Genomic DNA, 13,773 nt, shown 5'->3' on the forward strand with positions numbered 1-13,773 from the left:
AAGCAAATAGGTTTGTACACTAAGTATGTTTATGCACACCAAACAAGCATATGATAGGGGAGCGCCATTATTTTTTTCATATAGAAGATATAGAAGAACATTTCCTGCACTAGCCATATGCTTCAAGGCAATGCCTAGGGCGGCGGCAATACTGCGGGAGCACGGCAGGACGATGATCATTCTATTGACCTGCGAGAGCGGTGAGCTGTTCCAGCGCTGCTTTCATCAGTACTTCAATGCGCTTGTGACACTGCATATTCTCAGCGGAAGTGTACGCCAAAACACCACCCTACCGGACGACTTCCCCATCAATCACATTTCAGGAAGCTTCGTCAACATGGTGAGGTGGTGGTTAAAGAACGATATGAAGCAGTCACCGGAGGAAATTGCGGAATACTTTGCGACGGTGATACAGCCGGTTGTGTAAGAATGACCGTACTTGTTTGGTATATCTGGCGATGAAGCGTCTCGCACTTGTAGTCAAAAACAATACAGAAATTCTCCCTATCGAAGAGGTCAACATTATGCTTATCCCCCAGAATAACTCTTGATGCTTATCCCCCAGAATAACTCTTGACGAAAGCGGTTCTTGCTCATCGAGCCTGACAGGTCATGAGGTGTCAGCAAGTGCCAACGAATTCGGCATCCTTTGTATTTGTACATAAAAATATGAGGTTTAAAATTCCCATTATTGCTAATTACTGTTGGCATCTTGAACTGCCGATTATTAGCCTAACCGGTATATGGATAGCACTAAACCGCTGGCGCGGTGGTTTCCAAAGTGAGTGTTTTGCTACTTAACCGAATATAGCTGTAGACTATTACTCCCTTACACATCTCCTGTAGAATATTAGATATTTATTCTTACAAGGAGATGTGTTGTTTTATCACATTTCAACCCTATAGCAATAAGGGGTTAAAGAGAACTTATCGGCTTACATAAAACACATTAAGTTTAGCTATGTAAAAGCCTATGCTATATGTGAAAAAGTGAGTAAGGTATGCCCACAAATCTACTTTAGTAAATTTATACGCTCATTAATGAAGTTAGCTACTTCTTGGGGTGTATGGCTCCTCCCATCTATATAACCATCAGTACTGAAAACTCCATTAACTATCCCATCATCTAATTTAATAAACATAATCTTGTCATCTTCTTTATCTTTTATCATTTCTCTGATTGCTCTAAATTCAACCCCACACCATTGTTTTTCTTGATACTTTTCACATAAAAAGACTACTACTAATTTGGACCGATTTCTATATAAATCTTGCAGAAGAGTATCTATAGATGGTCTAGCAAGCTGAGACTTATAGTTATTATCGTAAAATATCTGGTTTGTATCTATTAGTTTTTCAAGTGCTAAGACTGTTGTCTTAACATATTCCCTGGATTCTCCTGCAAATGTAAAAGAGACATCAAAATTATGATATGTAATGTTTACTGGTTTACGAAAATCTACGAAATGCTTTTGAATATCAACCCCCAAGGCCTTGTAATAAATTTTCTAATTCCACATCCTTAATAGCCCAATGTGTTCTATTAAGTTCCCACTCCGTTATATCTAACTCAAATCTATACTCATTCATATCTTGGTACGAGAGAAATTTATCCATCACAGTCTTTTCAAAGGTAATTTTCACCCCATCCTGTCTTACAATAATATCTGTGATATAACCAAAATACGGATCTTTATCAATACGGTTCTCGTACGCAAAAATACATGGAAATGTTTTAAGTTCATTGATTTCCTCATTTCCAAAACTACCGTATTTATCTGCGATTTCCCTTGAGGTATATTGGGTAACTTTTATACATCGATCTCGATCAATTTTATATGAATTACCTTCCCAAGCCTCATCATAACCAGAAATTAAAAGATTGTACAGCATATACTACTCCTCCTTGGAAGTTAGGTTGCCTTAAAATAATTCACCTTTGTTATCGTACCCAGTGGGCTTGTTCTGGCAAAGGGTTCACTTGGACTAATTGTCAGTGGGTCTTTCCTTTCTAGTAAACCATATTTTGATAATAAGCTAGAATGCTTCTCGTTGACAAGATATTTGCTAAATATTAGATGTTAAATGCTTATCTTTTTTCATTGAACGACGTTGATAGAATAGATTGGGGGCGGGTGATCCGAAGATCCTTCGCCAGTATCAATAATGAAGTCAACTTTACCTGTCTCATTAAAAGTAAAGTATGGGACATTTAGATAGTATGTTCCGTAGATCCCTACTGGCTCATCTTTATAAAAACCATTTGTGTAAATTGAAAATGGCTTACCGGTTGATTCAACGAAGGTAACGGTTGAACCTACTTTCACTGTTAAGGTTTTATCTGTGTCAGGGATTACAATCCCACCCTTTGCGGCGAAGGAAAGTTTGGTACTATTACTCTTTTCTTCGCCCACTTGAATCGGGGTCTTAACTGAATCAGTAAACACATTACTACTATTTAGACTTATCTGGTGAGTGCCACCATCCGTAATCGCTACGATGTTATCGTCCTTGACGCTTATATTTAGACCAGAGACATAGTCAGTTTTATGTAACGTAACCTTCCCAGCCTTAGTAATTTGGAAAACGGTAAGAATATCCTGCGGCCAGTTATGCACCCCGACGGCCACTAAAGCGGAATCATCGTTTATTATTTTATTGATACCTGTGCCAAACATATTTTCTATATTTACCATTGTCTCTATCGCTTGAGGTAATCTCCATATCGTCTGCCAGCTACCCGAATTGGTATCGTTACTAAGAACAAAGAATTGAACATTACATTAGGATTATTAACTTCATTTATTGTTGCAACCGCGCAGACAACGGCATATGTCTCGCCAGTGCTGAAGTGAATTAATGAAGTTTTTGCTATGACCCCATACTGTGCAATCGCTTTTTCTAAAGTCTCGCTATCTGGTAAAGATGCCGATATGGTGGTTTTCTGGTTACTAAAAGCGATGTAGAAGACGCTACCAAACAAGGCAATCATGAGCACAAATATTAATATCTTATAAACGATTTTCAAAAATTAGTGCCTCCTCATAATACAGTTGTAGGCAAACCCAATGTGAAATTCCTGTTTGACACTATATATTCATAGATTCCCCAATACTTAAATACATTTCACAGTTACAAGTCTTATAAAATCTTAAAATGCATACTCAATAATCGCCTTGCCTAAATCATTTATCTTATAATCAGTATTCGGATTATAATCTACTTCATTAAAAGTCCACCATCAAAAGATGCTAATGAAACTAACCCACCATTTGCTAAACCTAAGGACTCTAAACCAGTTATTACCTCTTTGTCGCTATTATTCTTCAAAAATTTTAAGTCTTCAATAAAGCATTTTTCAATTATGAATGCTAATCTTTGAAACGATACATAATTGACTTCATTATTCATATATCTTTTAAATAAATTAGCTATTAATTTGGGTTTTTCTATATCATCTAACCTATCTAAGATGAAAATCAGCTTTTCTCCAAGCTGAGAGGTGTTAGTATGTTTTGACAAGAGTTCTTGTCTTTCATCTAAAGAAGTATCTTCCAATGAACATAGAAACAAAAGAATTTTTCTAACAAAATATATATCTCTTATACTATTACCAGCTTTAAAAATCGAACTAAGTGTCCCAATGATTGGTATCTCCTTTAAAACACCATCTTCTAGCAAATTATCTATTACAACTTCCGCAAGTTCTTTCGCTTGACTAAACAACTCTCCCAAGATTTGTAATTTCATATACGATACCGTTGATCCCGCAATACCCAAACGCCTCTCCCGGTTACCCCTATAAGTAGAGTGCCTTTAGATGCAGCTCTGTTCAATATCGTGTTATACTTTTCTAAGTAATTGGTTCCAGAGAAGCATTCCTATTCTCTTTTGCTAGATTCTTCATTATTCTCTGTAATCCTTCAAAGATACAGAATATTCCTTCTGATTGTAATGACTTTCTGGGTGACTCTTAATGGGCACTCTTAACTTTAGCAAAGAGATGACAAGGAACCTGCGTTTGAGCAGGTTCTTTGTTTAAAGGTTAGTTTCATTCTGTTTTGAATTGGGGTTATGTGAGTATGATGATTTGCTACTGCTACAACCGATCATCTTTAATAGGTGAATATTTCGGGTTGCAAAGCCATCGTGTTGCTGGCTGAACCACTAGCTGGTCGGTTGTTCAGGAATGTGACATTTGTTTATTCGCGATATATTGAAGGCAAAGTAAGCCCTTAACAAGGTGTGTGCAATTGTTAGGAATTAAGCCATACTTAAGCTCAAGAGTTTTCTCTCTAATCTCATCTTTCACTCTCCTCCGACGGTAATACAAATTCCCACAGCTACCATGTCAAACTATTAATTCTCTTTTCTAAAAGCGTTTCTAAAATGTTGTTGATCATTTAACCTGATCAATACAGGGTTTTCACATGCAGATGCTTTTCCAAAGAAAACAGCATGTCTTTCTTGAAGTGATGATAAGAGGCAGGAATAGTCACTACCAATATAATTTGACAAAAAGTCTTTACCCGTATCATCAAACGTCCTCATCGCAAAAACCGTATTACACTGATTCAATATTGTTTTTGTAACATTAGCAGTTCTCTGTGTTATTAATAGACATCCGAGGCCATATTTCCTTCCTTGAAGTATGGCTCTAGCACTTCCATTTGTAGCAGATTTATCACCATCAGCTACAACTGAGTTCCATTCAGGTACCAATGAATGAGCTTCTTCATATACTAAGCAAATTCTTGCGTTATCCGTCATCCCCTGTTTTTGAGCTAATTCCAAAGCAGCTTCAGAAATAATCTGAGTTATTTCCGGAGGAGTTAATGACGCCATAGAAGCAATGCCGTTAAATGGTTTGCTGTCTTGACGCCAGACTTCAAATTTTGAAGGATTGTATATTTTTAACATACTCGTTGTTTCCGGATTAAGGAATAACTCCATTTGTTGTTTGATCTCAACTTTAAACTGATTTATACTTCCCCCTTCCTCAACATTCCTTTCGGCACTAGATTTTCCATCAGTCCCTATTTTGAGGAGTTTTGCTTCATTTACCTTTTCTGTTTCTTCGTCATAAAAGTCTATTAATTCCTTGGCATATTGATTTGTTAGGTCAATACAAATAACCTTAATTCCATTAGCTATCATTCTCTCAACAAGTTCTATTGAAAGCATAGACTTACCCACCCCAAGAATTCCTAGTATAGCGGTATTATGGGTGACCAAGTGGTTTACATCTTTTATCCTAACAGTATAATTAGTACCTGGAAAATGTCCTACAGCGCTTTCTTCAGGAGTATAGCAATCTATACACTTAAGGAAAACAGGAGAATATATTCTTGGAAACCATTTTGTATGGACAAATTTTTTCTCTGTTTCATCCCAAGACCCTATTTTACGTGCTTTCGCTTTTGCATACCCATATGTATTTTTTTGATATACAATTTCTTCCTTAGTTAATCCATCAATTACTTGATAAAGTACTGGAGTCGCTTTGATTCTTACTTCAACCAGTCTACCTTCTTCAAGGTCCTTTTCTTGGATAACTTCGAAGAATAAGTTTTCAAGGGAGGTTTCTGTTGCTACAATCCCAACTAAATTCTTAAAATCATCTAATTCAGGAATTATTTCAATATTTTTATCGTCAAACAAGGCTTTAAAAGATACTACTGCTTGATCTGGTATTAACTTGATCTTTTGAATAGCCTCATTAGAAATTTGAATTTTTTTATCTAAAATCAATGCTCGAACTAATAATGATTCATCCCTACCTACCTCATCTAACGGAATTACAACATTAATAGTTTTTCTGTCTTGAAAGGCTACTGGTTCTCCAATCAATAGTGATTCATTTTCTTTTTGGCGTATTAGCACAATCCCCGGCATTTGATATGCAGCAATTTCGCCTAATATATTAAAATCCCCAGTCGTTGTTTTCCAAATTTCATAAATTTTATTAAATAGTCCAATGAGTAACTCATCCGGTTTTATAAGTACCGTGATAGCCCATGCTATCGTAATTAGAAACATTTCTATTGGTTCAGTTCTATGAAATACGATTAATGCAAATCCAATAATGACGCTAAATATTACAGTCTGATTACCAAATGCATCAGATAATATTCTAAATGTATTAGCAAATTTGATCATATTTATATCAGTAGAATCCTTGGTTAGAATTGTAATAAATGAAAATACTATTACTACTAAAAAGAAGAACAATGAAAAATTAAAAGCTATTCTTTCAATCCACTGCCAGGAGACTGAGTTACTAACAGAATATAGTGCAATTATTGAAACTACAGAATATGAAATAGCATCAACCGGCTTTGTATAAAAAGGAGTTACTAATAAATTGCCTAGAAGAACACTTGCAAGTCCAGAATAAAACCAAAGACCCTTTTCCCCGCTCATCGGCAATATTTGGCCAAAAGCTAAATAATTTATGAGTAAAAGAAAACCCACATATATCAACATAATAAACAAACGAGTTCTTTGTTTTACAACAACTTTCATATCCAATCTCCTCGTATTATTGTTAGTCGTTATATCTTAAAACAATGCACTTTCCGCCGCAGGACGCGGCGGTCTTTTGCGCGCGATTTTATATAAGGATGGGATTACCGACATGTGTCGTATATCCTCCACTTTCATAGGGTTTATCCGACACATGTCAGTGATACTTCCTAAGGATTAATGCCATATTATTATGACTATTTAAATAAATTCATCGATAATCTTCTGATTTTCAACGTCGCATTACACCTTCACCAAATCTCTTTGCCAAACAGTTTTTTGCTGATTAGGGCTTTCACTGCCAGGATCTGTCGATCTGGGAAGGAAGAATCCGGTTACTCTTTAATTTGATATTCTAAAAAAGGGACCCTTTGCTGTAAAAGGCTCAATATATTCTCTATATCAATTCTTCATTGTTAGGTGCCATGCGGCCACCACTTCATAAAACGATCACTAAGTTTGATCAAATCGGTACGGCGATCTGGGGCAACCGCCCTGCCCTAACCATGTAACAGAGCATTTCAGCGGGCTGTAAAAATGCGAGCTCAGCGATACGGTTTTTCATTTTCCGTAAGCCCGACCAGGTAGTCAATGCTTGTTTTATAAAACTGTGCGAGTTTAACCATGATATGCAGCGGGACATCACGCTCCCCCCGCTCATATTTGGAGTATAAGGATTGATCGCAACTGAGGTATTCCGCGACTTTTTGTTGGGTTAGATCATGATCTTCACGAACGTCACGAATTTTTAATCGCATTATTATCACCAACGCCAGTATATCTTAGGACGATAAGTCCTATTGACATATTGGACTATTTGTCCTAAAATTATTCATCAAAAGCTTTGTTTTAAATATTTGGAGGGAGATGCGTTTTGCTAACTATCGGAATTTGCGATGACAGGCCGTTGTCTCGCCGGTTATTGGAGGCCTTCATTCATTTATATGAAGAAGAAAAGGACCTTTTATTTGATATTCACCAATTTGGCAGTGGTGAAGAGCTACTCGAAGAAGTTAATCAGCGCGGTATGATTTTTAACCTTCTTTTTCTTGACAATAGCATGAAAAAGCTGACTGGTCTCGAAACCGCCAAACAAATTCGGCAGTCCGCTTCCATGTCAGTATGCAGTATCGTATTTGTGACATCGGCCGATGATCACGATCAATTCAAGCAAGTCCAGCCTTTACAAGTAGTATGCAAGCCAGGCACGAAAGAGATTATGGATGGAATTTTAGAAAGGGTAGTGGTGGGCGTAAGGCAAATTCGAGACCAGTGTCGATTTTGACCTGCCGGATCCCTCAAAAAAGCAGAACCCCGGTCAATTTGATCTTGAACCGGGTTTCTGCCGCCAAAAATATTTTCATTACCCATTACACTATATGCTTTGTCCGTAGAAATTGTTACCAACTTAAAATAATCCTTCTGTCCATGGGTGAAAGAGTGACCCACGCCAGCCTTGTGCCGGTCGGTAGGTTGGAAGTAACGGGACGAGCAGTTAATCCGTTTTAAGCACACGGGGTGAAATTGCTGACGGGTGATTTGCCGCCGCTTACTGATATTGTGCTTTTAACATGGCGGCAAAAATCCCTTGTTTTACTTGTAATTCCATCGGCGTGCCGGTTTCGGCGACAGCGCCGTCTTTGATCACCACAATTTTATCCGCGCCGGAAACGGTTCGCATGCGGTGGGCAATAATTAAAACAGTTTTGTTCTTGATCAGCTCGCTGAGGGCGCTTTGAATTTTACTTTCATTTTCCACATCCAGAGAGGCGGTAGCTTCGTCCAGCAGGATAACCGGGGCGTCTTTGAGGATGGCTCTGGCAATGGAAATCCGCTGTCTTTCGCCGCCGGATAAGCGTTATCATAAGTCATACCATTCTTTCCCTCGCCCCTAGTTGCCATGGATACTAAGCAACCAGTTGGGCTTTTCCTCATGCAACCACCCCAGAGTTACCCCCGACGCAGTTTCGGACGGGAATGTCCCTACTACTGGGGCATCAGACTGTAGTCTGCACTAATCATTCAAGAAGAAGCCGCTTCTTGTCGCACTCCAATTATTAGCCTAACTGGAATATGGATTAGCAGAAGTTAATCTTCAACACACTATCGATACCGAAAAGGATAACCGGTCTTCATAAAGTGCCTCTCTTCAACGCATCCTCATCGATCCGGCGTACCAAACTGTGGGTATATGCCCTGAAATACTTGTTCCAAAATCTGTCCGCATTGGGATTGAGGCTCTCGAAATCCACGCCGAGTCGGGTGTAGCCCTCTGATTTTAATATACTGATTGCATGGTTTATTAGACTCTGGAAAATACCTTTTCCCCGATATTGAGGCAAGCAAAAGGCTCCGCAAATACTTTGCATATCCGGCATACTAGTGATAAAATTTTCGCCCTCATCGCTCACTTTAAGAAAAGCAATTATTTCATCGTTGCTTTTCGCTGCGAAATAGCGGTCTTTACTTTCGTGCATTTCTTGCGCAAACTCATCCTCAGTCTTGGTATATCTGCGGATAAATGCCGGACTGGTAGCTATATGCTCATCAAGGAGAACATCCAGCGTACGGAGATAAAAACGTTTTTCCCCAATAAGTTCAGTATATTCTATATCCAAATTTGGCGAAACATTTAGTACGTCCATTGGGCGTATCGCGTCGACGCAGCGAAGCCCAAAGCCGTAACGGAAAAACTGCTCCTGAACTGTCTTATTGTCTGCATATAAACAAATCGCATGGCTAGACGCACCGGCCCTTGCCCATTTTTCCGCTGCAATTTGATACATCCGGGCATATATGGCCGCTCGGTTTTCTGTGATCGAACAGTTACCGTATATGGGAGAAAACACGCCTCGCGCCTTTGTGGAGCCAAAGGCGTTGTTAAAGGGGCTGTAACAGCAGAGAAAGCCAACCATCTTGTCCTGCTCAAATGCGGCGACACCAAGGCAATTACCGGCAAATCCCGATAGATCAGGGATGGTAATATCTTGAGGAAGAACGGTGACACGTGCCCATTCCTCTGCATAGCTAGCCTTTGCCAACAGGGTGGCTTGCTCGATATGCTCATGGATGAAATCTATTATTTGCATATGTTACGCCTCTTTTCTTTAGGATATACCACGCCTTATATAGCGAATGTGCAATAATCATTCAACTTCAATGCAATCATTATTATAATTTTTTTTACGTTTCAACATCCGATTATAGACATTTGTTGTCTTCTGCAAATTAAGTCAATACTACTTGCAAGGAGATGATTAGCAAATGCAATCCAATAAAACTTGTCCACTTGTTGAACAGTACCTAGGATATCTTGCCGTTATAAAAGGCAGATCAGAAAACACAGTTAAAGAATACCGAACCGATTTACTTATGTTTTTCAGCTTTGTAATGGCATCCCAATATTTTTCTTTTTGTACTTTTTATAGCTCATTGATAGAATCTAACAGGGCATTCAAACTAATTACTTTACTGCCTTTACTTTCATAATAATTCAGCATTTCGTTAATTTTCTTTTTATCATAACTAGTAATGCAATCTGATAAGACATTAACTCTGTAATTTGCTTTACGTAAGTTGTAACAGGTTGATTTAACACAAGCAACAGCATCTGCTCCTACTATGTAGAAATCACATATTTCATTTTTATTGATAAAGTCTGTGAACTCCTCACTACTTAACGCGTTTCCTTTGTATTTTGTAAAAACATTTTCTGATGCTATTTTTAAGTCTGAGGCTAATTCAGAGCCGCGCGTATTGGGTTTAAAAGTCCTCGTGCCGGCTGACAAATTTTCATGCCTTATATAAACAACATGAATATCATTATCAACTGCCCAATCTATTGATTTATTTATGTTGTTAATTATATCCTCGTAATTCTTTGTAATATCATTTTGAATATCTATTATCACTAAGGCTTTATTCTGCATAAGGTCTCCTCCTGATAGATTGATAGGTAAGTTTTTTTAATAAACTCATAAACAACTTCACCTCATATAACATATTATCACCACGAACACGACAACAGTATGTCATGTTTGGTATTTACAAAAAATATTTTTTGCTATTTCTGCAAATTCCGCACGAATTTTTAACGGAGATAGAATCTCTGCTTTATCTCCGAAACCTAAAACCCAACCGAGTATATATTCCTTATTTGTGTAATCCAGTGATAACAATAGTCCGTTTTCATTTTCCTCATAACAATTAAGCCCATATTCCTCGATAAGCCTAAACCGAACACTTTTATCAAAACGGATTTGGATATTATTCTGCTCATTCTGCTCGTTGAAAACATCACTGGCGTTCAGTATATCGTCAGGAACAGCACGCCTACTAAAATGTTCATTTGTAAGCACTAACTCCCACAGTCTGTTTAACTTAAAACGCCGAAAGTCTTTACGTTTTCGACACCAGCCAAATAGATACCATGCTTTCCAACGAAACTCAATGCAATAAGGTTCTATTTCTCGTCTTGTATTTCCCTTTTCATAGTAGTAGTCAAATGAAATCGTTCGGCTCTCCGAAATAGCTTGTTTTATTAAAGCAATTTTCTCCGATAAAGTGTCTTTATAATAACTGGAAAGGTCAATAACGATACTATCAGCAAGCGAAACAACAACGTTTCCTTGTGTGAGTTTTCCCATCAGATTTTCAAGATTTGATTGTTTCGATACAGAATCTAAACCTTTCAATGCGGCGATAAGATTTTGTAATTCGTCAGTGGTTAAAACACCGTGATTGATTTTATAGCCGTCCATAATGGCAATGCCGCCATCGCCACCTCTTGTTGCAACAATTGGTATTCCCGCCATATTTAATGTATCTATATCTCGCAATATTGTTCGGCGGGATACTTCAAAATGCTTTGCCAGTTTTGGCGCGGTTGTTTTTTTATTTTGGAGCAGTAGCGTTAAAATACCGATTAAACGGTCAAGTTTCATTTTTACATCACCATAATGATCATAACACAAGAATACGACAACGGTATGTCATATTCGCTAATTCTCAATAATCGCCGTTCCGACTATCAAGCCTGTCAATGGACGAGTAGTATTTTTTCGCAAAAAGCGCGAAAAAATCTCCACTCTTGAACCATTGACAGGCTTGATTTTTGCCGTGGCATTTCGCCAAGGCTCCTTAAGAGGAAATGGCCTGACGTATTCTAAGGTGAAGTCTCCCTTATTGTCAGATACATCAAAACAATAAAAAGCATAGCCAATGAGCTATGCCAACTGTGAAAACAGGCTGACGGTTTATAGCGCCAGCCCGCTATTTTGTCTCTTTGGCTTTTTTAAGTCCTTTAACAATAGCTTGAATATTGGTAAGCTGTTCTCCATCCAACGCCTGCAAATCTTCAATCAATTCGCGCTGCAGCGTTGGATGGAGATTTCCGTCATCAAAAAATTCTTTGGGGGCGAGACCAAGATATTCGCAAATGTAGAAGAACATCGTCATAGACGGCAAGCCCTTCCGATTTTCTATGGTGTTAATATATCCAGCGCTTTGACCGAGGGATAAACTCATATCCCTTGCCGATACGCCTTTCGCCATTCTTAACTGGGTAAGCCGCCTGCCGAAAAAATCGTTGCTCATGCTTTATCACCGCCTGCATCTGATTATATCCCGCACATAAGGTAATTATGTCTAATTAGATCGTCAATTCGGATAGACTTGTTGTTTCTAATGCGATATAATTATTAATGTGTTCTATTTATCCAGACAAAATTAAGATGCAGATCTCAGCCAGGCAGATTATGTGTCAGCCACAAAAACAAAATACCAACGGAAACATCCGTTATGATTAGCCACTCTTCAGGTAATTACCCCTACCTTTTTAGTTGTATCTAAATTGGCTTTTAGATGGAGATGTTTTGCTAACGATCGGCATTTGCGATGACAGGCGCCGTTGTCTCGCCAGTTGTATACTTGGCTAAATATCCTTGTTAACTTAACTCTTTGATCAGAAGTTTAGCTGTGTCTCCCCACGAACCAAAGGCAAAGTCCTCCCCGCCCTTGATAACACCGCCGTCACCAATTCCCTGAAAAAAGTCTTCGATTAAGCCTGAAAAACCATCAACAAACAAAAACACCTCATGGGTGTATTGTTCTGACAACAGAGGTAAACCTGTTATTTTATCAAGAGTTATTTCAACAATAACTTGGCCTTTAATATCTTTTATATGCGGAAGCCAGGGTTCAGGAGAATCCTCTAAGTTTTTCATCTCTCCTCTATGAGTGATTTCTTCGGGTCGAATACTTGATTCCTTTCTCTATGTCTTCAGGCTTGATTTTATCTGTATTTATTTGTATCTTACGAAAGTCAGCCAAAGGCTTATCCTCCTTTGTAAGTCGGTTGTGTTGGCTGTTTGTAAAAAGTGGGTACGTCTTCTTGTGCGGCGCATCCAGATGGTTTTCCGAAATATAGGCAACAAGGAGGCTGGCTGTATTCTTCATCAACGGGACGCGCCGTGTCTTGTTACCTTTTCCGGTAAGTACCAGAATTGCATTGGCACCGGGGATGAAGTCCCCAATGCTTAAATTTATCAACTCCTGTACACGTGCACCACTGTCATACAGCGTACTCATCATTACAAGGTCACGGCGTCCTTTCGGACAGTTGCGGTTCGGCTGTGCCAGCAGTAATCGAATTCCCTCTGGGGTCAGGTGCTCCACCGGTCTTTTTCTTCCTTTTTTAACCGGTATTGCAATCACCTTCTGGAAATGAAACAGTGATTCAGGGGATTCCGCTTGTGCATACCGGAAAAAGGAATGGACCGCCGTCAGCCGGAGATTGCGTGTGGTCACGCCACACCCACGCTCCGTTTCCAACCAGTTAAGGAAGGAAGTGATGCGCACCTGGGTGATGCAAGACATCGTGAGTTTCTCAGGCAGTATCCTCTCCCGTTCCTGGAAATACCGGAGCAGAAGCTTAAATGTATCTCTATAGGACCGGATGGTATTGGGGCTCACATTCTTCTGCCTGAGCAGATAATCGGAGAGGAACTGCGTCAGGTATATGGAGAAATCAGTCGGCTTCATATGGGTTGCCTCCCATATCCGGGATGATGGCTCCCAATGTGCTTTCAAGCCTCATAAGTATGTCCGGGAATACATCCGCCGTCATACGCAGATAGTATGCCGTCTCATTAGAACTGTCGTGGCCCAGATAGGTCTTCAGAACCGGTAGCATAGCGAGTAGATCCTTTCCCTGTTCCGACCAGGCTTTCAAACGGTAAACCGAATAGG

16 protein-coding genes and 2 pseudogenes are annotated in these 13,773 nt (G+C 39.0%); 3 read left to right on the forward strand and 15 right to left on the reverse strand.

Annotated elements, in window-relative coordinates:
* The first annotated feature begins 130 nt into the window (after positions 1 to 130).
* Positions 131 to 427, forward strand: coding sequence for a TetR-like C-terminal domain-containing protein (locus LJE72_RS16295; protein ID WP_282437915.1), 297 nt, complete (start codon positions 131 to 133; stop codon positions 425 to 427).
* Positions 428 to 1,013: 586 nt separating this feature from the next.
* On the opposite strand, the gene LJE72_RS16300 is transcribed toward LJE72_RS16295, so the two are convergent.
* The 7 genes from LJE72_RS16300 to LJE72_RS16330 form a co-directional block, all read right to left on the reverse strand.
* The gene (locus tag LJE72_RS16300) at positions 1,014 to 1,490 is read right to left on the reverse strand and encodes a TIR domain-containing protein (RefSeq protein ID WP_229248856.1); all 477 of its coding nucleotides are present in this window, start codon (positions 1,488 to 1,490) and stop codon (positions 1,014 to 1,016) included.
* Positions 1,480 to 1,893, reverse strand: coding sequence for a hypothetical protein (locus LJE72_RS16305; RefSeq protein ID WP_229248858.1), 414 nt, complete (start codon positions 1,891 to 1,893; stop codon positions 1,480 to 1,482). The genes LJE72_RS16300 and LJE72_RS16305 overlap by 11 nt, the downstream gene beginning before the upstream one ends.
* A gap of 206 nt (positions 1,894 to 2,099) precedes the next feature.
* Positions 2,100 to 2,696 carry a hypothetical protein gene (locus LJE72_RS16310; RefSeq protein WP_229248860.1) on the reverse strand — a complete coding sequence of 199 codons (597 nt, stop codon included), beginning with the start codon at positions 2,694 to 2,696 and terminating at the stop codon, positions 2,100 to 2,102.
* Positions 2,697 to 2,701: 5 nt separating this feature from the next.
* Positions 2,702 to 3,028 carry an RNA-binding protein gene (locus tag LJE72_RS16315; RefSeq protein ID WP_229248861.1) on the reverse strand — a complete coding sequence of 109 codons (327 nt, stop codon included), beginning with the start codon at positions 3,026 to 3,028 and terminating at the stop codon, positions 2,702 to 2,704.
* 191 nt (positions 3,029 to 3,219) lie between these two features.
* On the reverse strand, positions 3,220 to 3,780 hold the full coding sequence (locus tag LJE72_RS16320) for a hypothetical protein (protein WP_229248863.1): 561 nt from the start codon (positions 3,778 to 3,780) through the stop codon (positions 3,220 to 3,222).
* Positions 3,781 to 4,359: 579 nt separating this feature from the next.
* The gene (locus LJE72_RS16325) at positions 4,360 to 6,525 is read right to left on the reverse strand and encodes a helicase HerA domain-containing protein (protein ID WP_229248864.1); all 2,166 of its coding nucleotides are present in this window, start codon (positions 6,523 to 6,525) and stop codon (positions 4,360 to 4,362) included.
* Between the two features lie 545 nt (positions 6,526 to 7,070).
* Positions 7,071 to 7,283: a helix-turn-helix domain-containing protein gene (locus tag LJE72_RS16330; RefSeq protein ID WP_229248865.1), complete on the reverse strand. Its 213-nt coding sequence runs from the start codon at positions 7,281 to 7,283 to the stop codon at positions 7,071 to 7,073.
* Positions 7,284 to 7,399: 116 nt separating this feature from the next.
* Between LJE72_RS16330 and LJE72_RS16335 the strand changes: the two genes are divergently transcribed.
* On the forward strand, positions 7,400 to 7,810 hold the full coding sequence (locus LJE72_RS16335; RefSeq protein ID WP_229248866.1) for a response regulator: 411 nt from the start codon (positions 7,400 to 7,402) through the stop codon (positions 7,808 to 7,810).
* A gap of 264 nt (positions 7,811 to 8,074) precedes the next feature.
* Here LJE72_RS16335 and LJE72_RS16340 read toward each other — a convergent pair.
* Positions 8,075 to 8,380, reverse strand: a pseudogene (locus tag LJE72_RS16340) (ATP-binding cassette domain-containing protein); the annotation flags it as partial.
* A gap of 277 nt (positions 8,381 to 8,657) precedes the next feature.
* Positions 8,658 to 9,614 carry a GNAT family N-acetyltransferase gene (locus LJE72_RS16345; protein WP_229248867.1) on the reverse strand — a complete coding sequence of 319 codons (957 nt, stop codon included), beginning with the start codon at positions 9,612 to 9,614 and terminating at the stop codon, positions 8,658 to 8,660.
* A gap of 175 nt (positions 9,615 to 9,789) precedes the next feature.
* Between LJE72_RS16345 and LJE72_RS16350 the strand changes: the two genes are divergently transcribed.
* Entirely contained in the window at positions 9,790 to 10,014 is a 225-nt protein-coding gene (locus LJE72_RS16350; RefSeq protein ID WP_229248868.1) for a site-specific integrase, read from the forward strand.
* Here LJE72_RS16350 and LJE72_RS16355 read toward each other — a convergent pair.
* The 6 genes and pseudogenes from LJE72_RS16355 to LJE72_RS16380 all read right to left on the reverse strand — a co-directional run.
* Positions 9,948 to 10,454 (reverse strand): cysteine hydrolase family protein, encoded by a 507-nt coding sequence (locus LJE72_RS16355; RefSeq protein ID WP_229248869.1) that lies wholly within the window; start codon positions 10,452 to 10,454, stop codon positions 9,948 to 9,950. The two genes, LJE72_RS16350 and LJE72_RS16355, sit on opposite strands and share 67 nt — an antisense overlap.
* A 102-nt stretch (positions 10,455 to 10,556) precedes the next feature.
* Positions 10,557 to 11,468 carry a helix-turn-helix transcriptional regulator gene (locus LJE72_RS16360; protein ID WP_229248870.1) on the reverse strand — a complete coding sequence of 304 codons (912 nt, stop codon included), beginning with the start codon at positions 11,466 to 11,468 and terminating at the stop codon, positions 10,557 to 10,559.
* A 328-nt stretch (positions 11,469 to 11,796) separates the two neighbouring features.
* Positions 11,797 to 12,120 carry a helix-turn-helix domain-containing protein gene (locus LJE72_RS16365; protein ID WP_229248872.1) on the reverse strand — a complete coding sequence of 108 codons (324 nt, stop codon included), beginning with the start codon at positions 12,118 to 12,120 and terminating at the stop codon, positions 11,797 to 11,799.
* 350 nt (positions 12,121 to 12,470) lie between these two features.
* On the reverse strand, positions 12,471 to 12,749 hold the full coding sequence (locus tag LJE72_RS16370) for a hypothetical protein (protein WP_229248874.1): 279 nt from the start codon (positions 12,747 to 12,749) through the stop codon (positions 12,471 to 12,473).
* 7 nt (positions 12,750 to 12,756) lie between these two features.
* Complete coding sequence (locus tag LJE72_RS16375) at positions 12,757 to 13,566, reverse strand: tyrosine-type recombinase/integrase (RefSeq protein ID WP_229248876.1); 810 nt, start codon at positions 13,564 to 13,566, stop codon at positions 12,757 to 12,759.
* Positions 13,553 to 13,773, reverse strand: a pseudogene (locus LJE72_RS16380) (tyrosine-type recombinase/integrase); the annotation flags it as partial. The gene LJE72_RS16375 and the pseudogene LJE72_RS16380, both read right to left, overlap by 14 nt.

It is taken from the genome of Desulfosporosinus shakirovi, assembly GCF_020595055.1.
GTDB lineage: Bacteria > Bacillota > Desulfitobacteriia > Desulfitobacteriales > Desulfitobacteriaceae > Desulfosporosinus > Desulfosporosinus shakirovi.

Excerpts from the sequence above, each read along its gene's own strand:
- LJE72_RS16295 (WP_282437915.1), top strand. The coding sequence starts at position 131 with ATGCCTAGGGCGGCGGCAATACTGCGGGAGCACGGCAGGACGATGATC.
- LJE72_RS16305 (WP_229248858.1), bottom strand. The coding sequence starts at position 1,893 with ATGCTGTACAATCTTTTAATTTCTGGTTATGATGAGGCTTGGGAAGGT.
- LJE72_RS16310 (WP_229248860.1), bottom strand. The coding sequence starts at position 2,696 with ATGGTAAATATAGAAAATATGTTTGGCACAGGTATCAATAAAATAATA.
- LJE72_RS16325 (WP_229248864.1), bottom strand. The coding sequence starts at position 6,525 with ATGAAAGTTGTTGTAAAACAAAGAACTCGTTTGTTTATTATGTTGATA.
- LJE72_RS16330 (WP_229248865.1), bottom strand. The coding sequence starts at position 7,283 with ATGCGATTAAAAATTCGTGACGTTCGTGAAGATCATGATCTAACCCAA.
- LJE72_RS16345 (WP_229248867.1), bottom strand. The coding sequence starts at position 9,614 with ATGCAAATAATAGATTTCATCCATGAGCATATCGAGCAAGCCACCCTG.
- LJE72_RS16350 (WP_229248868.1), top strand. The coding sequence starts at position 9,790 with ATGCAATCCAATAAAACTTGTCCACTTGTTGAACAGTACCTAGGATAT.
- LJE72_RS16355 (WP_229248869.1), bottom strand. The coding sequence starts at position 10,454 with ATGCAGAATAAAGCCTTAGTGATAATAGATATTCAAAATGATATTACA.
- LJE72_RS16360 (WP_229248870.1), bottom strand. The coding sequence starts at position 11,468 with ATGAAACTTGACCGTTTAATCGGTATTTTAACGCTACTGCTCCAAAAT.
- LJE72_RS16365 (WP_229248872.1), bottom strand. The coding sequence starts at position 12,120 with ATGAGCAACGATTTTTTCGGCAGGCGGCTTACCCAGTTAAGAATGGCG.
- LJE72_RS16370 (WP_229248874.1), bottom strand. The coding sequence starts at position 12,749 with ATGAAAAACTTAGAGGATTCTCCTGAACCCTGGCTTCCGCATATAAAA.
- LJE72_RS16375 (WP_229248876.1), bottom strand. The coding sequence starts at position 13,566 with ATGAAGCCGACTGATTTCTCCATATACCTGACGCAGTTCCTCTCCGAT.